The sequence below is a fragment of the Micromonospora sp. SCSIO 07396 genome (assembly GCF_053667945.1).
Genome location: NZ_CM132210.1, coordinates 6,973,119 through 6,991,389, shown reverse-complemented (window position 1 = coordinate 6,991,389; position 18,271 = coordinate 6,973,119). Strand labels below are relative to the sequence as shown.

Sequence of the window (18,271 nt, the reverse complement as noted above, 5' to 3'; positions counted from 1 at the left end):
TGGCCCCCTCGTCACCCTTCTCGACCACTGACTGGAAGGACATCCCGATGTTTCGTCGTACGCCGGAAGATCCGGCGGTCCTGGCTGCCCGTGCGGCGGCCCGGCGTGAGTCCGCACAGGCCGATGTCGAGCGTGCCCGGTTGATGGCGCAGCTCGATCGGGAGCAGCGGGAAGCCAACGCCGAACACGCCCGCCGACAGGCCCTCGCGGATGAGCAGGAGCGCCGCCGCCGCGATGCCGCCCGGCGTGTCGAGCGGGCGGAGACGCGGGAGCGTCGCCGTCGGGCGCGGGCGGAGTTCGGGGCGAAGCTCCGGCCGGTGTTGCCGCTGCTGCTGATTAATGGTGGCGCGGCGTACGCGCAGGCCGCCTACGCCTACGACCAGATCGCCCCGGCCGGATGGAACGGGCCGTCCCGGGTGGCGTTCGCGGTGGCGTTCTCCGCCGCCCTGGAGTCCATCGCCGTCTACGTCCAGTGGCACGCCCATGACGCGCTCATGCTCAAAGCCCACGCCACCGCCGCGTCGCTGCGTCGGGCGGCGTGGCTGATCGCCGCCGTGGTCGCCGCCATCAACTACGCCCACTTCGCCAACGGCATCACCCCCACGGCGGCGGCGGTGGCGTTCGCGTTGCTGTCCCTGCTGTCCCCGTGGCTGTGGGGTCTGCACACCCGTCGCGCCCAGCACGTGCAACTCCTGGCCGAAGACGCGAGCCTGATCGACGACGCGGGGGTGGAGTTCTCTCCGAAGCGCCGCCGCATGTTCCCCATCCGCTCCCTGATGGCGGCCCGCTGGTCGATCGAACACAACGAACGCGACCCGCGTAAGGCGTGGGAGGGCTACAACGCGGCACGGGCCGCCCGCGCCGCCGCCCGCCGCCAGGCCGACAAGGACCACCGGGCCGAGAAGGTCACCACGCCTCCGCCGGTCGAGACGACGCCGGAGGAACCGGTAGAGGTTCCGGTTGACCCGTGGGATCACGCCGAGCCGGTCACCCCGGCACCGGCCGCGCCGGTTCGTGAACCGGTCCGCCCGGTCCGGCCCGTGGCTCGGTCGTTGACCGTCGCTGAGCGGGTCATCGCCGCGCACACCACCGACCCGACCGCCACTCACGAGCGGATCGCCCACCTCGCCCAGGTCAGCGTGAGCACCGTGAAACGCCACCGGCCCCGCCCCGTGACCGGTTCACCATCCGCACCACACGCAGCACCGACGCCGGTCAACGGCACTGCCGTCCCTGCCGCCGCCTGACCCCCGGGAGAACCCATGTTCGGCAAGAAGACCACCGTCCCGAACACCATCACCGACCGGCAGGCCGATGACCTGAACCGGCGGGCGCAGAAAGCCAACCCCTCGTGGTTCAGCGACAAGGCCATCAAGCAGCGCAAGGCATCGTCCGCCCAGCAGGACAAGGCAGACCAGTCCTGACCCCGCCCGGCGGCACAGCCCAACGGCCTAGGAACCAGTGCTGTGCCGCCGGTCCGGTCACCCAACCCCTGACGTGAGAGGAGGGCACCTCTGATGGTGCCAGTTCCCGACCCGGTCTGGTTCACCGACCGGATCACCGAGGTCCGCGCCGAACTGGCGCGCGCCGACAGCAAGGCGTCCACGTTGATGGCGGTCGCGGGTGCGGCCGTGACGGTCGGCGTGGCGATCCTGGCCCGCGCCGACCTGCCCGGCCCCGCGCTGGCCGTCGGGGTGGCCACGGTCGTGGCGGTCGGAACGGCGGTGGGGCTGCTCGCGGGTGCGGTCCGGCCGTCCCTGGGCGGTGGTCACGGTCTGGTCCGCTACGCCACCACCACGGCGGGGGACCTGATGACCGAGGCCACCGCGCCGCCGCTGGCCGCCGCCGCCGAACGGGCGCATCACCTCGTGTGGCTGTCCCGAACGGCCGTGCGCAAGTACCGGCGGGTCCGCACCGCCGTCGATCTGCTGCTCGCCGGGCTGGTCGGCACCGCGCTCACTGCGCTTTTGACCGCCGTCGGCTGACCGCCCCCGTCGGGCATCCACCCCGCCCGGTGGGTGCCCGCGCGGGGGCCGCCAGACCGTCTGGCCGCCCGAACCTGGGAGGAACCACCGTGGCGCTCTCATCCTGCTCGACGTGCGGCAACGGCTTCAACAGTGTGTCGGTCGACGACACCGGGACGCTGGCCATCTGCACGAAGGGCCACTACAACTTCGAGGCCGGATCAGGCGACGGGTCGATCACGACCGGCCGGATCACGGTCAAGGGACAGTCCGCGATCGGCAACGGCGCGACCGTGATCGGCCGCAAGGGCCGCCGCTGATGGCCGCCCGCTGCGGCCGGTGCGGCTGCCTGCACGCCAACTCCGGTGGCGTCCCCGGTCGGGGATGCCTGTCCTGCGGATGCGCCTGCGCCCCGATCAACGGGGGCAAGACCTGCCGCTGCTGCGGCGCGACCGACAACTGACCCCGCCCGGCGGCACAGCACACGGCCTAGACAACCCGCTGTGCCGCCGGCCCCTGCCCCTCAACCCCGTGTGGGATCTCGGGAGGAACCCTCAGTATGTCCAATCGACAGTTGCGCGAACACCACGACCGCATCGTCACACGCAACCGGGAAGCACGCCTTGCCCAGATGGCCGAAGCGCAGCGCCAGGCCGACGACCGCAACCGGGCCGCCGCCGAGAAGCGGAACACCCGGTGAGCGGCGACCGGTTCGCCGACGCCTACGAGCGGTGGCGCGACCTCGACGCCACCGCCACCGCCACCGGCAGCACCACCGCCCGGCAGGAAGCCGAGCGGCAGCGCAAGGCCCTGCACGACCGTCCGGAGGTCGACCGGGCACGGCGGCAACTCAACGGCCGCGCCGCGCCCCGCGACCGCCGCTGACCCCCAACCCACCCTCGCCCGGCGGCACGGCCCTGGCCTCGCAAACCGTGCCGTGCCGCCGGCCCCCACCGACCCGAACCAACGGACCTGTTGGAGGAACCCCCATCATGACGTCCCCCCACGACGACCCCCGTTTCGACTGGCAGGCCGCCGAACACGACCTGCACCACCCGGGCGGCCCGGACGCCGACGTGGTCGACCTCGACGCCGCCCGCACCGCCCGCACCACCAACCCCAACCCCGACGACAGCGACGGCGACGGTGGGCCGGGGCTGGTCGACTCCCCGGACGTTCAGCGGTCACCGCGGTTCACTCTCGACGCTGCCCGCGCGGGGCAGCGTCGGCCGATCCTGCCCGCCTGGCTGCGCTCCTGGGCCGAGTTGGTTGACGTGATGCGGTGGGCGGTGGGGCATCTGCTGCACACCACCGGCTACCACTCCCTCCGGCTGCCGAAGTACGCCGGGAAACTCGCCCTACACGCCCCGGCCGGCGCGGGCCGGGTGGTGTCCTGGGGTACCCGATGGATGTTCGACTGGGAAGGGGAGCACCTGCGGCAGTCGACCTCGCAGACCCGCGACGGCGAGCTGTACCTCAAGCTGTCTCGGCAGCGTGACCGGCGCGTCCGCTGGCGCGGCATCGTCGCCACCTTCACCATCGCCGTCACCCTGGCCGGTGGCGTCGCCGTTGCTCTGGCCCCGTTGTGGGCGCGGTGGGCGGTGCTCGCCATGCTGGTCACCCTGTGCGGGTTGCTGGGTCAGCCGGCCGACAAGCCGCTGCTCGACACCGCCGTGGTGATTCCCCGGGTCGCCCGCCTCACGTCCGATGTGGTGGTGCGCGCCCTGGCCGTGCTGGGTATCGCCGGCATCACCCAGGCGATCGCCAAGCAGGGACAGCGGGCCATCGCGTTCACCGCGCCGATCACCCGCGACGGCCCCGGCTGGCGGGCCGACATCGACCTACCGCCCGGGGTCACCGCCGGGGATGTGATCGAGCGGCGGGACCGGCTCGCCGCCGGCCTCACCCGCCCTCTCGGCTGCGTGTGGCCGGAAGGGCAACCGGAGGTGCACCCGGGCCGACTGCTGCTGTGGGTCGGGGACCAGGACATGGCCGCGACCCCGCCGAAGCCGTGGCCGCTGCTCAAGGCGTCCGGCGGGTTCGACCTCGGCAGGCCGGTGCCGTTCGGCACCGACCCACGCGGCCGGGTCATCTCCTTCGAACTGCCGTACACGAACCTGCTGATCGGGTCGATTCCCGGCTACGGCAAGACCGCCGCTACCCAGGTACCCCTGCTCGCCGCAGCCCTGGACCCGTACGCGGAACTGTGGTGCTTCGACTTCAAGGGCACCGGCGGCCTCGACCCCCTGGAGAAGGTGTCCGCCCGGTACGCCTCCGGGCAGGACGACGACACCGCCGAAGAGGGCCTGTTGGCGTTGCGGGAGCTGCGCAAGGAATGCCAGCGCCGCGCCGCCGTCATCAAGGGCCTGCCCAAGGCGGTCTGCCCGGACAACAAGGTCACCCCCGAACTGGCCCGGCGCAAGAAGCTCGGCCTGCACTGGCTCGTGGTCGCCCTGGACGAAGTGCAGGAGTTGTTCTCGCACCCGGAGTTCGGCAAGGAAGCCGGGGAGCTGGCCGAGAAGGTCATCAAGCTGGGTCGCGCCCTGGGCGTGATCCTCGTGGTGGCCACGCAGCGGCCGGACGCGAAGAGTCTGCCGACCGGGGTGTCCGCGAACGCGGGTACGCGGTTCTGCCTGCGGGTCATGGGGCAGATCGAAAACGACATGATCCTTGGCACCAGCGCCTACAAGAACGGCATCCGGGCGACGATGTTCGCCAAGAAGGACAAGGGCGTCGGCTACCTCGTCGGCGCGGCCGACGACGCGCAGATCGTCCGCACGTTCTACGTCGACGGCCCGACCGCCGAGAAGATCACCGACCGGGCACGCACCCTCCGGGAAGCCGCCGGGACGCTCACCGGGCACGCCATCGGGCAGACCCCGGCCACCCCGGCGGCACGGCGGGACACCCTGCTCGACGACATCCTCACCGTGGTACCGGCGACGGAGCCGAAGGTGTGGGCCGAGACGCTGACCGAACGCCTCGCCGAGCTGAACCCCGACGCGTACGGGGATCTGACCCGCGACCAGTTGACCGCCGCGCTCAAGCCGTACGGGGTCACCACGGGGCAGGTGTGGGGCACTGACCCGGCCACCGGCAAGGGTGCGAACCGGCGCGGCATCGAGCGGGCCGACATCGCCGATGCGGTTGCGGAGCGTCACAAGCGGCGAGGCGACAAAGCCGCCTAAGGCGGACAGCGAACGGGTGCTAGGTCTAGCGGCGGCCCCCGCTAGACCTAGCACCCCCGCTAGCACCCGACCCCAAACCTGGCCAGCGCCCTAGTTCCTAGCGGCGACGGCCCCGCGCACCCGAAAACCGGCCTGTGGAGGCAATTCGTGACCACCATCGCCCTACTCGCTAGCCTTCTTCCGCTCGGTTACGCAGCGTGGTACCTGATCCTGTGTGCGGTGTCCCCGTGGGGACGCTGCCGACGCTGCCACGGACGGCGCTCCCACCGCACGGCCATCGGTACCCGACGCGACTGCCCACGCTGCGACGGCACCGGCATCCGCGTCCGCACCGGCCGCCGACTCATCGACCACATCCGCGCCGAGTACCGCGACGGCCACCCATGACCCGCCGCCCCGGTCACACCGGATGGTGCGCCCGTGGCCACCGCTGCAACCTCGGCGAACACCGCTCCGAAGAGATCGTGATCGACCTGCCCGGCCACGGCCGCGCCGTCCTCGTCAGGGTCCGCACCGCCGCCGGCCGCGACCACGCCGAGATCCGCGTCCGCGTCGCCCTGGCCCCGATCGAGCTGCGCGCCCGGCGACAGCTCCACGGGCTGCTCACCGATCTCCGGCACACCGTCACCCGGGCCGCCGTCGCCGGCCGCCCCCACCCACGGAAGGCCACACGATGACCCAGCTCACCCGACCGCCGTCCCGCCGGATTCAGCGCCGCCGGACCGCCGGATGGCGGATGCCCGCCGGGGCCGTCTACGTCGGACGTCCCACCCGCTACGGCAACCCCTACCAGCCCGACACCCCCACCGCCGCCGACCGGGCCACGGCCATCGACCGGTACCGACAGTGGCTGATCCTGCGCCTCGATTTGATCACCGCCGCCCGTCGTGACCTCACCGGCCGTGACCTGGCCTGTTGGTGCCCGCTCGACCAGCCCTGCCACGCCGATGTGCTGCTCAGCATCATCAACCAACCCACCCCGCCACCGGCCGACACCCCGCCCGCCGTGGTCGACCTGGGCACCGCCCTGCACTACGGCGACCGCCTCCACGACGCCGCCCACGGCAACGACTGTGACTGCCGGCCCCAGGTCCGCCGCCAGTTCATCGGATACGCGGAACTCCTGATCGGCTGGATGACCGAAGACGGACTACTCGCCACCGATGCGGCGGGGGCCGCGTGACCGGCGGTGGGCGGTGGGCGGACCGCCCGTCCCGGCACGATTCGCCCCTGACCGGCCCGGAAATCTGGTTGGCCGGCACTCCGGGCGAACTCGACGCCGCCATTCGTGCCCTGGCCGCTGCCGGACGCCTCACCTACCAGGGCCAGCGGCGGATGCTGACCGGGGCCGACGCGGGCCGCGCCCAGCTCTACCTACGCCTGAACGTCACGCCCGACCGCCGCGCGGTCCCGCCCACGCGGCCGACCAGTGATGACGGCGCGACCGTGCTGCGGTTTCCCGACCGGCTCTCCGGCGGCGCGGCCTGAACATCCCCCGCCGCCGGTAGCGCCCCGGCTGACCCGAACACCTGACCGGCGCGCTTCGCGCCCTCACCGCCTTGGTGGCCAGCGCCCGCGTGGTGCTGGCCACCGGACCGCCTGTGCCCGGAAGGAACTTCTCATGCTCGACTCTGCGGTGCTGCTGGCCGCTGCGCTCGCGTGCGCGGCGCGCGGCTGGCACGTGTTCCCGCTACGCCCCGACACCCGGCCTGACGACGACCACGCGAAGCGGCCCGCGTTCCCGAACCGGTGCACCGCCGACCGGTGCGACCGCATCGACCCCCGCTGCCGGGCCGCCGGCCGTCATGTCGGGTGGGAAGACCGGGCCACCACCGATCCGGACCGCATCCGCCGCGCCTGGACACGCCAGCCTTACGGCATCGGCATCGCGTGCGGGCCGTCCGGTCTGGTGGTGGTCGACCTGGACGTGCCCAAACACCCCGCCGACACCCCACCCGCCGAATGGGCCGGGGCACGCGACGGGGCAGACGTGCTCATCGCCCTGGCTGACCGGCACCACGGCACCGTCGATCCGACGTACACGCAGCGCACCAGCCGGGGCGGAAGCCACCTGTTCTACCGCCACCCGGCAACCGGGCCGACGCTCGGCAACACCGTCGGGGAGTGGAGCGGGATCGGCTGGAAGGTCGACACCCGATCCCACGGCGGGTACGTGGTGGCCGCCGGCTCCACCGTCAACCGCCGCCCCTACACGATCACGCTCGACGTCGACCCCGCGCCGCTGCCGGCATGGCTGGCCGACCTGTTGGCGCCCACCGTGCGGCCGGCATACCGGCCCGCAGCGGTGGCCCTGCCGCCGGACCGGCGCGGCGCGTACCTCGCCGCCGCGATCCGCCGACAGGTCGCCCACCTCACCGCCGCCCCCGACGGACAACGCAACCACGCCCTGTTCACCTCCGCAGTAGCACTCGGCCAACTCGCCGCCGGAGGCGCGCTCACCGACACCGACGTGTACGCCGTCCTCGAACCCGCCGCCCTGTCGACCGGACTACGGCCCGCAGAGGTGACGCGCACGATCGCGTCCGGGCTGCGCGTCGGCGCACGCCAGCCGCGCCGCCTGAACAGCGCCGGAAAGGCGGCGGCATGACGACCCGGTTGCAGATCGGCTCCGGCCCGGAAACCATCCGCGTACTTAAAGCCGCCCTGGTCGACGGGCTGCTGCCCGATACATACGTGTCCGCCGGTTCCCTGGTCCACATGGAAGCGGTCTCCGGTGGCCTGGCCACCGCCGCCGACGAAGACTCCCCACTGCCGGTATCGGCGAGCACGGTCAACCCCGCCGGCCTGGCCGGACTGCTCGCCGAACACGCCTACGTCTACCGCCTCAAGACCCGCAAGAGCGACACAGGAGACCCCGAAATGTACGAAGACGAGGTGACCCCACCCCGCGACATCCTGTCGTCGGTGCTGGCCGGCAAGACCTGGCCCGGCGTGCCGCCGCTACGCGGGATCATCGGTGCCCCGGTGCTGCGACGGGACGGCACCTTGTTGCAGCAGCCCGGTTACGACCCGCCCACCGGCCTCTACCTCGCCTCGAAAGTCGCCCTCCCACCCGTTCCTGATGAGCCCACCCCGGAGCAGGTCGACGAGGCGCGTACGTTCCTGCTCGGCCGGTTCCTGCGGGACTTCCCGTGGTCATCGGCCGCCGACCGGGCCAACTACGTGGCGCTGCTGGCCACGCCGATCCTGCGGCACTTCACCCGGTCCCTGACCCCGTTCGCGCTCATCGACGCCACCATGCCCTCATCGGGGAAGACGATCCTGACCGCCGGGCCGGGAATGCTCTACGGGCAACGGGTCATGACCTGGGCCTACTCGGATGAAGAACTCCGCAAGTCCATCACCGCCGTACTGGCAGAGCAGGTCGGGGTGGTCATCTGGGACAACCTCGCCGAAGGCACCGTCATCGACTCCGCCGTCCTCGCCCAACTCGTCACCTCCGGCGTGTGGTCCGACCGGCAGTTAGGCGCATCCCGCAACGTCGCCACCGTCAACGACCGACTCTGGATGGCCACCGGCAACAACCTGCAAGTCGGCGGCGACATGGCATCCCGCACCGTCCGCGTGCGCCTCGACCCCGACATGCCCCGCCCCGAACTACGCGACCAAGCCGAATTCGGCATCCCCCACCTCGACCAATGGATCACCAACCCCACCAACCAACTCACCGTCCTGTGGCACCTCCTCGTCCTCGTCCTCGACTGGACCCGCCAGGGAGCACCCCGAGTGACCGGACTGTCGATGCGGCAGTTCACCCCCTGGGCGCAAGCCTTGGGCGGATTCCTCCACCACCACGGCATCGACGGATTCCTCACCAACGCCGCCGACATCCGCACCATCGACGAAGACGAAACCCGCTGGCGCGCGTTCCTCACCTGCTGGCACGACCGCCACAGCAACCGGCCGATGACCGCCGCCGAACTCCGCCAGGACGCCGAACCCATGCACCTGGGCAGCGACGTCAACGACCCGTGGGACGGGCAGTTCATCACCACCCACAACGGCCGCCTACCCAACCCGCTGCAACTCGGCCGACTCCTCACCGGACAGGCCGGACGATGGCGCGGGGAACACGTCGTCCGGGCCGGCAAGAACGACCGGGGCGACCGATCGGTGTTCTGGGTCGAGCACCACCAGGGATAGAAACCCGCTGAACCATCTCCGCATCTCCGCAACGCCGCACCAACCCCGCTCTACCAGCGGAAACACCCTGCGGAGATCAGAACCTCAAGGAACATCGATCTCCGCATCTCCGCAGTGGCTTGCGGAGATGACATCCCTTTGCGGAGATGGCCCCTCAGTATCACTCCGCATCTCCGCAAGCATTCGCCCAGCTCACAGCCATGTTTGCGGAGATGCGGAGATGCGGAGATGGTTCAGCCCTCCCACGCACAGAACCACCCACGGCCGCCCATGCCCCGACCACACCGACCCGCTGAGAGCCACACAGATGGATCGACGCATGGCCGAGACACCATGCCGCCCGAGATCTTGGCGCTACGGCGCTCTCAGCAACCTGCTCTATCCGCTCCTGTCGACGCACGTCATGGAAATACGGGGAGAGACAGCGTGTCCAACACCGACAACCGCGTCGTCCTGACCATCGAAGAAGCCGCCCAGCGACTCGGCATCGGCCGCACCACCATGTACGCCCTCATCAAGGCCGGACAGATCCGCACCGTCACCATCGGCCGACTCCGCCGAGTGCCCACCTTCTGCCTCGACGAGTACGTGCGGGATCTCCTGGCCGACCCGACGCCACTCGACCACGCCGCCTGACGAAGGGAGCCTGACGCATGGGACGCAAGCCCAACGGGGCATCGAGCATCTACCTCGGCGCTGACGGTTCCTGGCATGGACGGGTGACCGTCGGCGTGAAGGACGACGGATCTCCGGACCGTCGACACGTCCGGGGCAAGACGGAAGCCGCAGTCATCAAGAAGGTTCGACTGCTGGAACGGGAGCGGGACAGCGGGACGGTCCGCAAGGCTGGCCAGCGCTGGACGGTGAAGACCTGGCTCACGCACTGGGTGGAGAACATCGCCGCATCGGCTGTCCGAGAGAACACCATCGCCGGCTACCGGGTGGCGGTCTACCGGCACCTCATTCCCGGTCTCGGTGCCCACCGCATCGAGCGCTTGGAGCCCGAGCACCTGGAGCGCTTCTACCGACGGATGCAGGCCAACGGCAGTGCCCCAGCGACCGCTCACCAAGCGCACCGCACGATCCGGACCGCGCTCAATGAGGCGGTACGCCGGGGGCATCTGGCGAAGAACCCTGCCAGTCTCGCCAAGTCACCGCGACTACCGGAGAGCGAGATCGAGCCGTATTCGGTCATGGAGGTACAACGGCTCATGGCTGCCACCCGGGGCCGACGCAACAGCGCGCGGTGGGCGGTCGCACTCGCGCTCGGCCTGCGCCAGGGCGAAGCGCTCGGCCTGCGTTGGTCGGATATCGATCTTGACGCCGGGACGCTGGCTGTTCGGCGCGGCCGGCAGCGGCCGAGGTGGAAACACGGGTGCGGCTCACCGTGCGGCCGGAAGCACGGCGGACACTGCCCCGACCGTCGCCAGGTGCGCGCCGACACCGCCGAGACCAAGTCTCGGGCCGGTCGGCGCAGCATCGGGCTGCCTGACGAGTTGGTGGCGCTGCTCCGCAAGCACCGCGAAGAACAGGACCAGGAGCGCGTCACGGCAGCCCAACTATGGGCGGGCGGCGACTGGCTGTTCGCCACGCCGACCGGCGGCCCGGTCAACCCGCGCACCGACTACGACGAATGGAAGCGGCTGCTCCGGCTCGCCGGGCTACGGGACGGCCGGTTGCACGACGCCCGACACACCGCCGCCACGGTACTGCTGATTCTCGGCGTCGCCGAACGGGCGGTAATGGGCATCATGGGCTGGTCGAATTCGGCAATGGCGGTCCGGTACCAACACCTCACCGCCCAGGTCCGCCGGGACATCGCCAAGCGGGTCGGCGGGCTGCTCTGGGACAACCCGCCGGAGGACCCGAAAACGGCCTCCTGAGCAGCAACTGAGACCGAAACTGAGACCACAAGCGGAACGCCCGGTGCGATCCTCGCGGATCGACCGGGCGTTCTCGCTGTTCACGAGCGGTGGCGGCGGGATTTGAACCCGCGGAGGGCGTAAACCCTCACACGCTTTCGAGGCGTGCTCCTTAGGCCACTCGGACACGCCACCGCCGACGAGGGTACAGGAACACCGGTTCGGGTGCCGCACCGGTATCGCTCCGGCCGGCCTGGCAGGATCTTCGCCATGAGTACGCACATCGGCGCGAAGCCGGGCGAGATCGCCGAGCGGGTCCTGATGCCGGGCGACCCGCTGCGGGCCAAGTGGATCGCGGAGACCTACCTCGAGGACGCCACCTGCTACTCGACGGTGCGGGGGATGCTGGGTTTCACCGGGCGGTGGAACGGCGTGGACGTCTCTGTCCAGGGCTCCGGGATGGGCATGCCGTCCGCGTCCATCTACGCCCACGAGCTGATCAACGAGTACGGCGTGAAGACCCTGATCCGGGTCGGTTCCTGCGGCGCGCTCACCGAGGACCTCCAGTTGCGGGACGTGATCGCGGCGATCGGGTCGTCGACCGACTCGAACATGAACCGGATGCGCTTCGACGGGTTGATCGACTACGCCCCGGTGGCCGACTTCGGGCTGCTGCGTACCTCGGTCGAGGTGGCCGAGCGGCGCGGCATCACCATGCACGTCGGGCCGATCCTCGCCGCCGACGCCTTCTACACCGACCGGCCGGACCTGTACGACACGCTGGCCGACTACGGCGTACTGGCGGTGGAGATGGAGTCGGCCGCGCTCTACACGATCGCCGCCCGGTTCAGGGCCCGCGCGCTGACCCTGCTGACGGTCAGCGACCACATCAAGACCGGCGCGAAGACCACCGCGCAGGAGCGTGAGCAGACCTTCGGCCAGATGGTCGAGATCGCCCTGGACACCGTCGCCGCCTCCTGACCGCCGCCCCGACGGCTCGCAAGGGGGCCGATGTTGCGGTCTCCACGCCCCGGGTCACCGCAACATCGACCCCGTCGCCCCCGACCCGGCCCGTCGGCCCGGCCCGGGTCAGCGGAAGAAGGCGCGCAGGACGGCCGCGTTCTCGGCCTCCAGGACGCCTGGGTAGACCTCGGGGCGGTGGTTGAGCCGGCGGTCGCGCAGGACGTCCCACAGTGAGCCGGCGGCGCCGGTCTTGGGTTCCCAGGCACCGAAGACGACCGTCGAGATCCGGGACAGCACCAGCGCGCCCGCGCACATCGTGCACGGTTCCAGGGTGACCACCAGCGTGCAGTCGTCGAGCCGCCACCGGCCCAACCGCGCGGCGGCCCGGCGCAGCGCCAGCACCTCGGCGTGTGCGGTCGGGTCCCCGGTCAGCTCCCGTTCGTTGCGGCCGACGGCCAGTTCGGTGCCGTCCGGGCCGTAGACCACCGCCCCCACCGGCACGTCCCCCAGCACCCCGGCACCCTCGACCATCCCACCGGGCCCGCCCGCTCCACCCGGCCCGTCGGGTTGCCCGGGTCCGGCGGAGGTGTCGGCGGGCAGGTCGGGGCCGGTGACGGCGATCTCCAGCGCTCGGCGCATCCACCGTTCGTGCCGCTGCCGGCGGCCGACGGATTCCGGCCCGGCCGGCCGCTCGGTCGCCCCGGGACCGGCCCGTCCGCCCGCGCCGGGCGTCGGCTGCCCCGGCCGTACGGCATCCGGGGCGGGATCGGTCGCGTCGAGCGGCCCGGCCGCACCCGGCCACGCCGGGCCACCTCCGGCCCCGGCCGACCCTGCGGTGGCGTCGTCGGGGTGGGGAGGGTCAGACCTCACGCAGCTCCTCGACCTCGTCGGCGCAGCCGAGCACCTGGCACACCTCGGCGGTCACGTCGGCGGGGAGCATGCCCTCGTGGGCGCAGAGCTTGAGCAGGCGTTGGGCGGAGATGCCCAGGTCGGCGAGGATGTCGGCATCGCCCACCGGGTCGGCTTCCGGGTCGACGGCCGGCTGTTCGCTGTCCTCGTCGCCGCCACCGGCGGTGGCCGACGGCGGTTCGTCGACGTCGTCGAGGCCGGTGACCGACGTCTTGAGGTCGCCGACGAGCAGCGCACCGAGCCGGGACTCCTCGGCGTAGCCCGAGTCGGAGCCGAAGACCCGCAGGTCCTCCCCCTCGTCGAGGCGCAGCACCACCAGGTAGGCATCGTCGGCCTCGACGAAGAGCAACGACACGTCGGCGTCGGGTTCGACGTCGCGCAGCCGGTCGGCGACCTCGTCGATGTCGGTGGCCCCGCGCAGGTTCACCTCGGCGGCGTTCCAGCCGCCCCCGTCGCGCACCACGGCGGCAGCGAAGTACGACATGGTTCCCCCAAAGACCTCGGCACAGCCGACTCGTTACGCGTGCACGTTAACCGGTCGGGTCGGCAGCCGACCGCTCAACGCCCCGAAGGGCCGGCAATCCGGGGAAAGTTCGTCAGCCGGCGACGCGGCGACGGGTCGCGATGAGCTGGCGCAGCCGCTCGGTGCGTTCCCGCTGCGGCCGTTCCCGCTGGCGTACGGAGCGGGCGCCCGCCAGCTCGGCGAGAATCTGGAGGCGGCGGCGGCTCCGCTCGGAGTCGAGCCGCGGGGTGTTCCAGGCCATACCGAAGAGCGTCCTCAGTCACAGCGGGTACGTCAAGATGGTGCGGCAAACGAAGCCGCGCGATGACACAGGGTCACCACATCGGCCAGTCCGCGCTGACCGCCCACCGCACCACGACCACCGCGAACGCGATGCTCCAGCCACCGGCGGTGACGATGGCCACACCTGTGCCGACCCCCCGGTCGCCGAAGCGGACCAGGGCGAACGCGGCGAGCCAGGCGAACGCTCCGGCGATCACCGTCCACCAGGCGTAACTTGCGACGTCGCGGCCGAGCAGGCCGAAGAGCACCAGCCAGGCGGCGGCGAGGGTGCCACCCGCGGCCACCGCCGCGCCGGTGACGGGGTGTGGTTCCCGCCAGGTCGGCCGGCGGGGCGGACCGGCGGGGAAGAGCCCCGAGGCGGCGTACGGGACGCGTCCGGGCTGGTGGTCGGTCATGGTCACTGTTCCCCCTCCGGCCGGACGGAACCCGGCGCGCCGCCGCCGGCCGGTGACGGGTCGACGGGTCGTCGCGGGAGCCGTCGTCGGCCGGGTGCCGCTGTCGGTGCGACCTCCACGGTAGCCGTCTGTCAGGATGTCCGAATGTCCCTGTTGCGGCCCGACCTACGGCGTACCCGTCCGGCGTACCCCGTCCTGCTGCTCGTGGTGGCGGTGCTGGCCGGCTGCGGGACGGACGAGCCGGTCGCGGGCCCGGTCTGGGACGGCCCGTCGACGGTGGCGACGGGCGACCAGCCGGCGACCCCGACGGCCCCGGCGGGCAGCCCGTCGGGCACCCCGGCTCCGAGCGGGACGCCGTCGGCCACGCCGGATGCGGCGGCCCTGCGCCGGGTCTTCCCGGTACGGGCGGGCAACGTCGCCTACCACCCGACGCACTCGGGTTACCCGGGCACCGACATCTTCGCCGACTGCGGTGAGCCGGTGGTGGCGGTGACCGACGGGACGGTGCTGGAGGTGAGCCGGGTGGACCGGTTCCGCAAGAACGGGCCGTTGGGGCCGTACAACGGTGGTCTGTCGGTGTCGTTGCTGGGCGACGACGGGGTGCGGTACTACGGGTCGCACCTGAGTGCGGTCGCCCCGGGGATCGAGGCCGGGGTCCGGGTGCGTTCCGGGCAGCAGCTCGGCGAGGTGGGCCGGACGGGGAACGCGAACAACGTCTGTCACCTGCACTTCGGATTGTCGCCGAAGTGCACCGGGCACGACGACTGGTGGATCCGCCGGGGTGTGGTGTGGCCGGCGAAGTACCTGGACTCCTGGCGGAAGAAGGGCAACCGGTCGCCGGTGTCGGCGGTGACCGCCTGGGAGCGTGAGCACGGCTGCCCGCGCGCGCCGCGCGGCTCCTCCGGCGCAGGCTGACCGGGGGTCGGCGGCGGCGCACCTCGACCGTACGCATTGACGTGGGTGTTACCCGTCGGTTAACGTCCCGCTAGAGAGAGCGCTCTCTCGACCGACCAAGCCCCCGAATTCCGACGAACCGCGCGCTGCCGGCCGACCCGCCCCGCGCGCGGAGGAGGCACGATGACACCTCCCGTCCCCCGCCGCCGCACCCGCTGGGTGCTGGCCGCTACCACCGCCCTGACCGTCCTCGTTGGCGGTCTCACCCTCACCACCGCCGGCACCCCCGCCGAGGCGGCCACCGTCGGCGCCGGCAGCTACACCACCGACCCGGTCGGCCCGCTCCCCGCCGGCTGCGGCGCCCTGTCCACCAACCCCCGCCAGTACGCCACCGCCAACGCCCCCGCCGGGCCGGTCCCCACCAACGACTGGTGGTCGTCGCTGCTGTGGAAGAAGACGAACTGCTCCTACAGCGAACCGCTGCACGCCCACCCGGTGTCCTACCAGCCGTTCAGCGACGGGCTCGGCTTCTCGGCACCGTCGGCCGCCACCGTCAGCGGCACCGCGACCGGGGTGGGCGAGTTCAAGTACACCTACACCGAGGACATCCGGGTCGGCGTGGCCGCGCTCGGCGCACCGGTGGTCAAGGTCGACGACTGGACGGACTGGACGGTCACCCCGTACTGGAATGACGGGTCACGGACCCTGCGCGCCACCATCGGCCACGGACTGCCGTTCGCCTACTTCCAGGCCACCGGCGGCGACGCCCAGATCAACCCGACCGGCGGCACCGCCACCGTCTGGTCCAACAGCGGCGGCACCATCGGCTTCACCGTCCGGGGCCACGACTACGTCGGGTACGCCCCGACCGGCGCGACCTGGTCCGTCGCCAACGGACGGATCACCTCCAGCCTGGCCGGCAAGGGCTACTTCTCGATCGCCCTGCTGCCGCCCACCGCCGACGCCACCGCCCGCGCCGCACTCGCCACGAGCTACGGCCGGTACGCCCACGCGCACGTCACCGGCACCCGGGTCGGCTACACCTACGACCCGGCGACCAGCACCGTGACCACCACGTACTCGTTCACCACCACGGCCCGGGAGGGCACCACCACCCAGACCGTGGTGAGCCTCTACCCGCACCAGTGGAAGGCGCTCGCCGGCAGCACACCGCTCACCCAGACCTACCCGTCGGCGCGCGGCCGGATGAAGGTGCTGACCGGGGTGGCCTCCTTCCGCACCGCGATGAAGTTCCACGGGGTGCTGCCCGAGGTGCCCGCCGTGGCCACCGGCTCCGGATCCGACCTGGCCCAACTGAAGGAGCAGCTCGCCGCCGTCCGGGGCAACCCGATGGACCAGCGCGGCACCGACACCTACTGGACCGGCAAGGGCCTCGGCCGGGCCGCCCGGATCGCCGAGATCGCCGACCAGGTCGGCGACACCGAGACCCGCAACGCGGCGCTGAACGCTATCCGCAGCACCCTGACCGACTGGTTCACCGCCGCCCCGGGCAAGACCGCGAAGATCTTCTACTACGACCGCAACTGGGGCACCCTGATCGGCTACCCGGCGTCGTACGGGTCCGACCAGGAACTCAACGACCACCACTTCCACTACGGCTACTTCATCGCGGCGGCGGCGACGCTCGCCAAGTTCGACCCGGCGTGGGCCACCCAGAACCAGTACGGCGGCATGGTCGACCTGCTCATCCGGGACGCCAACAACTACCAACGCTCCGACACCCGCTTCCCCTACCTGCGGGACTACGACATCTACGCCGGGCACGACTGGGCCTCCGGGCACGGCTCGTTCAACGCCGGCAACAACCAGGAGTCCTCGTCGGAGGGGATGAACTTCGCCAACGCGCTGATCCAGTGGGGTCAGGCCACCGGCGACACCGCCGTCCGGGACGCGGGCGTGTTCATCTACACCACCCAGGCCGCCGCGATCCAGGAATACTGGTTCGACGTCGACGACGAGAACTACCCGGCGGCGTTCGGGCACTCCACCGTCGGCATGGTCTGGGGCGACGGTGGGGCGTACGCGACCTGGTTCAGCGCCGAACCGGAGATGATCCAGGGCATCAACATGCTCCCCGTCACCGGTGGGCACCTCTACCTCGGCTACCGGCCGGCCTACAACAAGGCCAACTACGCCGAACTGGTCCGCAACAACGGCGGCGAACCCACCGTGTGGCAGGACATCCACTGGCAGTTCCTCGCCCTCGGCGACCCGGACGCGGCGCTGGCCAAGCTGCGGGCCAACCCCGGCTACACCCCGGAGGAGGGCGAGAGCCGGGCGCACACCTTCCACTGGATCCGCAACCTCGCCGCGCTCGGCCAGGTCGACACCACGGTCACCGCCAGCCACCCGCTGGCCGCCGTGTTCAGCCGCAACGGCGCACGCACCTACGTGGCCAGCAACATCACCGCCGCGCCGCTGACCGTACGGTTCTCCGACGGCACCAGTCTCACCGTGGCCGCCGGGAAGACCGCCACGACCGGGGCGTACACCTGGAGTGGTGGCAACGCGGCGGGCGGCACCAACCCGAGCCCGACGACGTCGCCCAGCCCGACGCCCACCCCGACCGGGCCGTCGCCGACCCCGACCAGCCCGACCCCGCCGCCGACCACCCCGCCGGCCGGCTCGCCCACCCGGTTCCTGCTGCCCGGTGGCGGGCTCGGTTCCGCCGGCAGCGCGGCGACGACCACCGTCCCCGGCAGCGGAGGCGCGAACCACGACGGCACCCCCAGCAACCCGGTGGTGTTCACCGCGACCCGGCTCAACCTCGCCTACACCGGCGGCCAGACCGGGTTCGACCTGTTCCTCGACGCCGGCCAGTCGGTCGGCAACGGGGTGCAGGCCCGGGTCTCCTACGACCTGACCGGGGACGGCACCTTCGACCGGGTGGAGACCTACCGGTACTTCGCCACCGACCCGGTGCCCGGCTACGAGCACTACACGCAGAACGCCGGCCTGCACTCGGCCACCGGCACGCTGGGCAACCTGTCCAGCGGCACGGTCAGGGTGGAGGTCTGGTCGGCGATCGGCGTCAACCCGTCCACCCTCGGCACCGGCAACCAGTCGGTGGTGAAGCTGCCGTACTCCTGATCCGCCTCCCCGTTGT

The 18,271-nt window shown here is 71.6% G+C and carries 21 protein-coding genes and 1 tRNA gene; 17 read left to right on the top strand and 5 right to left on the bottom strand.

Annotated features, from left to right (window positions below):
* The first annotated feature begins 47 nt into the window (after positions 1–47).
* From ACWCHM_RS30740 to ACWCHM_RS30675, 14 genes are all read left to right on the top strand, one after another.
* Positions 48–1,247 (top strand): hypothetical protein, encoded by a 1,200-nt coding sequence (locus ACWCHM_RS30740; protein WP_454220906.1) that lies wholly within the window; start codon positions 48–50, stop codon positions 1,245–1,247.
* A 15-nt stretch (positions 1,248–1,262) separates the two neighbouring features.
* On the top strand, positions 1,263–1,424 hold the full coding sequence (locus tag ACWCHM_RS30735) for a hypothetical protein (RefSeq protein WP_454220905.1): 162 nt from the start codon (positions 1,263–1,265) through the stop codon (positions 1,422–1,424).
* A 93-nt stretch (positions 1,425–1,517) separates the two neighbouring features.
* Positions 1,518–1,985, top strand: a complete 468-nt coding sequence (locus ACWCHM_RS30730) for a Pycsar system effector family protein (RefSeq protein ID WP_454220904.1) — start codon at positions 1,518–1,520, stop codon at positions 1,983–1,985.
* An 89-nt stretch (positions 1,986–2,074) separates the two neighbouring features.
* Entirely contained in the window at positions 2,075–2,284 is a 210-nt protein-coding gene (locus ACWCHM_RS30725; RefSeq protein WP_377686033.1) for a hypothetical protein, read from the top strand.
* A gap of 239 nt (positions 2,285–2,523) precedes the next feature.
* Positions 2,524–2,664, top strand: a complete 141-nt coding sequence (locus ACWCHM_RS30720; protein WP_454220902.1) for a hypothetical protein — start codon at positions 2,524–2,526, stop codon at positions 2,662–2,664.
* Positions 2,661–2,849, top strand: a complete 189-nt coding sequence (locus ACWCHM_RS30715; RefSeq protein WP_302738786.1) for a hypothetical protein — start codon at positions 2,661–2,663, stop codon at positions 2,847–2,849. The genes ACWCHM_RS30720 and ACWCHM_RS30715 overlap by 4 nt, the downstream gene beginning before the upstream one ends.
* Before the next feature lie 107 nt (positions 2,850–2,956).
* Positions 2,957–5,152, top strand: a complete 2,196-nt coding sequence (locus tag ACWCHM_RS30710) for a cell division protein FtsK (protein ID WP_454220901.1) — start codon at positions 2,957–2,959, stop codon at positions 5,150–5,152.
* 383 nt (positions 5,153–5,535) lie between these two features.
* Complete coding sequence (locus tag ACWCHM_RS30705) at positions 5,536–5,829, top strand: hypothetical protein (RefSeq protein WP_454220899.1); 294 nt, start codon at positions 5,536–5,538, stop codon at positions 5,827–5,829.
* Positions 5,826–6,335, top strand: coding sequence for a DUF4326 domain-containing protein (locus ACWCHM_RS30700; protein ID WP_454220897.1), 510 nt, complete (start codon positions 5,826–5,828; stop codon positions 6,333–6,335). The genes ACWCHM_RS30705 and ACWCHM_RS30700 overlap by 4 nt, the downstream gene beginning before the upstream one ends.
* Positions 6,336–6,403: 68 nt before the next feature.
* The gene (locus ACWCHM_RS30695; RefSeq protein WP_454220896.1) at positions 6,404–6,640 is read left to right on the top strand and encodes a hypothetical protein; all 237 of its coding nucleotides are present in this window, start codon (positions 6,404–6,406) and stop codon (positions 6,638–6,640) included.
* A 133-nt stretch (positions 6,641–6,773) separates the two neighbouring features.
* Positions 6,774–7,760: a bifunctional DNA primase/polymerase gene (locus ACWCHM_RS30690; protein WP_454220895.1), complete on the top strand. Its 987-nt coding sequence runs from the start codon at positions 6,774–6,776 to the stop codon at positions 7,758–7,760.
* Complete coding sequence (locus ACWCHM_RS30685; RefSeq protein WP_454220894.1) at positions 7,757–9,316, top strand: hypothetical protein; 1,560 nt, start codon at positions 7,757–7,759, stop codon at positions 9,314–9,316. Before ACWCHM_RS30690 ends, ACWCHM_RS30685 begins: the two co-directional genes overlap by 4 nt.
* Positions 9,317–9,742: 426 nt before the next feature.
* Complete coding sequence (locus ACWCHM_RS30680; protein WP_454220892.1) at positions 9,743–9,952, top strand: helix-turn-helix domain-containing protein; 210 nt, start codon at positions 9,743–9,745, stop codon at positions 9,950–9,952.
* A gap of 17 nt (positions 9,953–9,969) precedes the next feature.
* A complete protein-coding gene (locus ACWCHM_RS30675; protein WP_454220890.1) occupies positions 9,970–11,199 on the top strand; it encodes a tyrosine-type recombinase/integrase in 1,230 nt (409 codons plus the stop codon).
* A gap of 87 nt (positions 11,200–11,286) precedes the next feature.
* Here the strand turns inward: ACWCHM_RS30675 and ACWCHM_RS30670 are convergent.
* Positions 11,287–11,373 (bottom strand) — tRNA-Ser (locus ACWCHM_RS30670).
* Between the two features lie 75 nt (positions 11,374–11,448).
* On the opposite strand from ACWCHM_RS30670, the gene deoD reads away from it, so the two are divergent.
* Positions 11,449–12,159 (top strand): purine-nucleoside phosphorylase, encoded by a 711-nt coding sequence (gene deoD / locus ACWCHM_RS30665; protein ID WP_421489889.1) that lies wholly within the window; start codon positions 11,449–11,451, stop codon positions 12,157–12,159.
* A gap of 108 nt (positions 12,160–12,267) precedes the next feature.
* Here deoD and ACWCHM_RS30660 read toward each other — a convergent pair whose 3' ends face one another.
* From ACWCHM_RS30660 to ACWCHM_RS30645, 4 genes are all read right to left on the bottom strand, one after another.
* Positions 12,268–12,780 (bottom strand): nucleoside deaminase, encoded by a 513-nt coding sequence (locus tag ACWCHM_RS30660; protein ID WP_204958137.1) that lies wholly within the window; start codon positions 12,778–12,780, stop codon positions 12,268–12,270.
* Between the two features lie 220 nt (positions 12,781–13,000).
* Positions 13,001–13,534, bottom strand: a complete 534-nt coding sequence (locus tag ACWCHM_RS30655; RefSeq protein WP_204957373.1) for a tRNA adenosine deaminase-associated protein — start codon at positions 13,532–13,534, stop codon at positions 13,001–13,003.
* 112 nt (positions 13,535–13,646) lie between these two features.
* Positions 13,647–13,814, bottom strand: coding sequence for a hypothetical protein (locus tag ACWCHM_RS30650; protein ID WP_204926980.1), 168 nt, complete (start codon positions 13,812–13,814; stop codon positions 13,647–13,649).
* Positions 13,815–13,887: 73 nt separating this feature from the next.
* Positions 13,888–14,250 (bottom strand): hypothetical protein, encoded by a 363-nt coding sequence (locus ACWCHM_RS30645; protein WP_454220888.1) that lies wholly within the window; start codon positions 14,248–14,250, stop codon positions 13,888–13,890.
* Positions 14,251–14,394: 144 nt separating this feature from the next.
* On the opposite strand from ACWCHM_RS30645, the gene ACWCHM_RS30640 reads away from it, so the two are divergent.
* Positions 14,395–15,165, top strand: coding sequence for a M23 family metallopeptidase (locus ACWCHM_RS30640; protein ID WP_421489888.1), 771 nt, complete (start codon positions 14,395–14,397; stop codon positions 15,163–15,165).
* A gap of 162 nt (positions 15,166–15,327) precedes the next feature.
* Entirely contained in the window at positions 15,328–18,255 is a 2,928-nt protein-coding gene (locus ACWCHM_RS30635; RefSeq protein ID WP_454220886.1) for a glycosyl hydrolase, read from the top strand.
* Positions 18,256–18,271: the final 16 nt, after the last annotated feature.

Bases quoted from the DNA above. Each gene is read 5' to 3' on its own strand.
- ACWCHM_RS30675 (WP_454220890.1), top strand. From the start codon at position 9,970: ATGGGACGCAAGCCCAACGGGGCATCGAGCATCTACCTCGGCGCTGAC.
- ACWCHM_RS30735 (WP_454220905.1), top strand. From the start codon at position 1,263: ATGTTCGGCAAGAAGACCACCGTCCCGAACACCATCACCGACCGGCAG.
- ACWCHM_RS30740 (WP_454220906.1), top strand. From the start codon at position 48: ATGTTTCGTCGTACGCCGGAAGATCCGGCGGTCCTGGCTGCCCGTGCG.
- ACWCHM_RS30650 (WP_204926980.1), bottom strand. From the start codon at position 13,814: ATGGCCTGGAACACCCCGCGGCTCGACTCCGAGCGGAGCCGCCGCCGC.
- ACWCHM_RS30685 (WP_454220894.1), top strand. From the start codon at position 7,757: ATGACGACCCGGTTGCAGATCGGCTCCGGCCCGGAAACCATCCGCGTA.
- ACWCHM_RS30710 (WP_454220901.1), top strand. From the start codon at position 2,957: ATGACGTCCCCCCACGACGACCCCCGTTTCGACTGGCAGGCCGCCGAA.
- deoD (WP_421489889.1), top strand. From the start codon at position 11,449: ATGAGTACGCACATCGGCGCGAAGCCGGGCGAGATCGCCGAGCGGGTC.
- ACWCHM_RS30660 (WP_204958137.1), bottom strand. From the start codon at position 12,780: ATGCGCCGAGCGCTGGAGATCGCCGTCACCGGCCCCGACCTGCCCGCC.
- ACWCHM_RS30720 (WP_454220902.1), top strand. From the start codon at position 2,524: ATGTCCAATCGACAGTTGCGCGAACACCACGACCGCATCGTCACACGC.
- ACWCHM_RS30635 (WP_454220886.1), top strand. From the start codon at position 15,328: ATGACACCTCCCGTCCCCCGCCGCCGCACCCGCTGGGTGCTGGCCGCT.
- ACWCHM_RS30730 (WP_454220904.1), top strand. From the start codon at position 1,518: ATGGTGCCAGTTCCCGACCCGGTCTGGTTCACCGACCGGATCACCGAG.
- ACWCHM_RS30655 (WP_204957373.1), bottom strand. From the start codon at position 13,534: ATGTCGTACTTCGCTGCCGCCGTGGTGCGCGACGGGGGCGGCTGGAAC.
- ACWCHM_RS30700 (WP_454220897.1), top strand. From the start codon at position 5,826: ATGACCCAGCTCACCCGACCGCCGTCCCGCCGGATTCAGCGCCGCCGG.
- ACWCHM_RS30705 (WP_454220899.1), top strand. From the start codon at position 5,536: ATGACCCGCCGCCCCGGTCACACCGGATGGTGCGCCCGTGGCCACCGC.
- ACWCHM_RS30690 (WP_454220895.1), top strand. From the start codon at position 6,774: ATGCTCGACTCTGCGGTGCTGCTGGCCGCTGCGCTCGCGTGCGCGGCG.
- ACWCHM_RS30640 (WP_421489888.1), top strand. From the start codon at position 14,395: ATGTCCCTGTTGCGGCCCGACCTACGGCGTACCCGTCCGGCGTACCCC.
- ACWCHM_RS30645 (WP_454220888.1), bottom strand. From the start codon at position 14,250: ATGACCGACCACCAGCCCGGACGCGTCCCGTACGCCGCCTCGGGGCTC.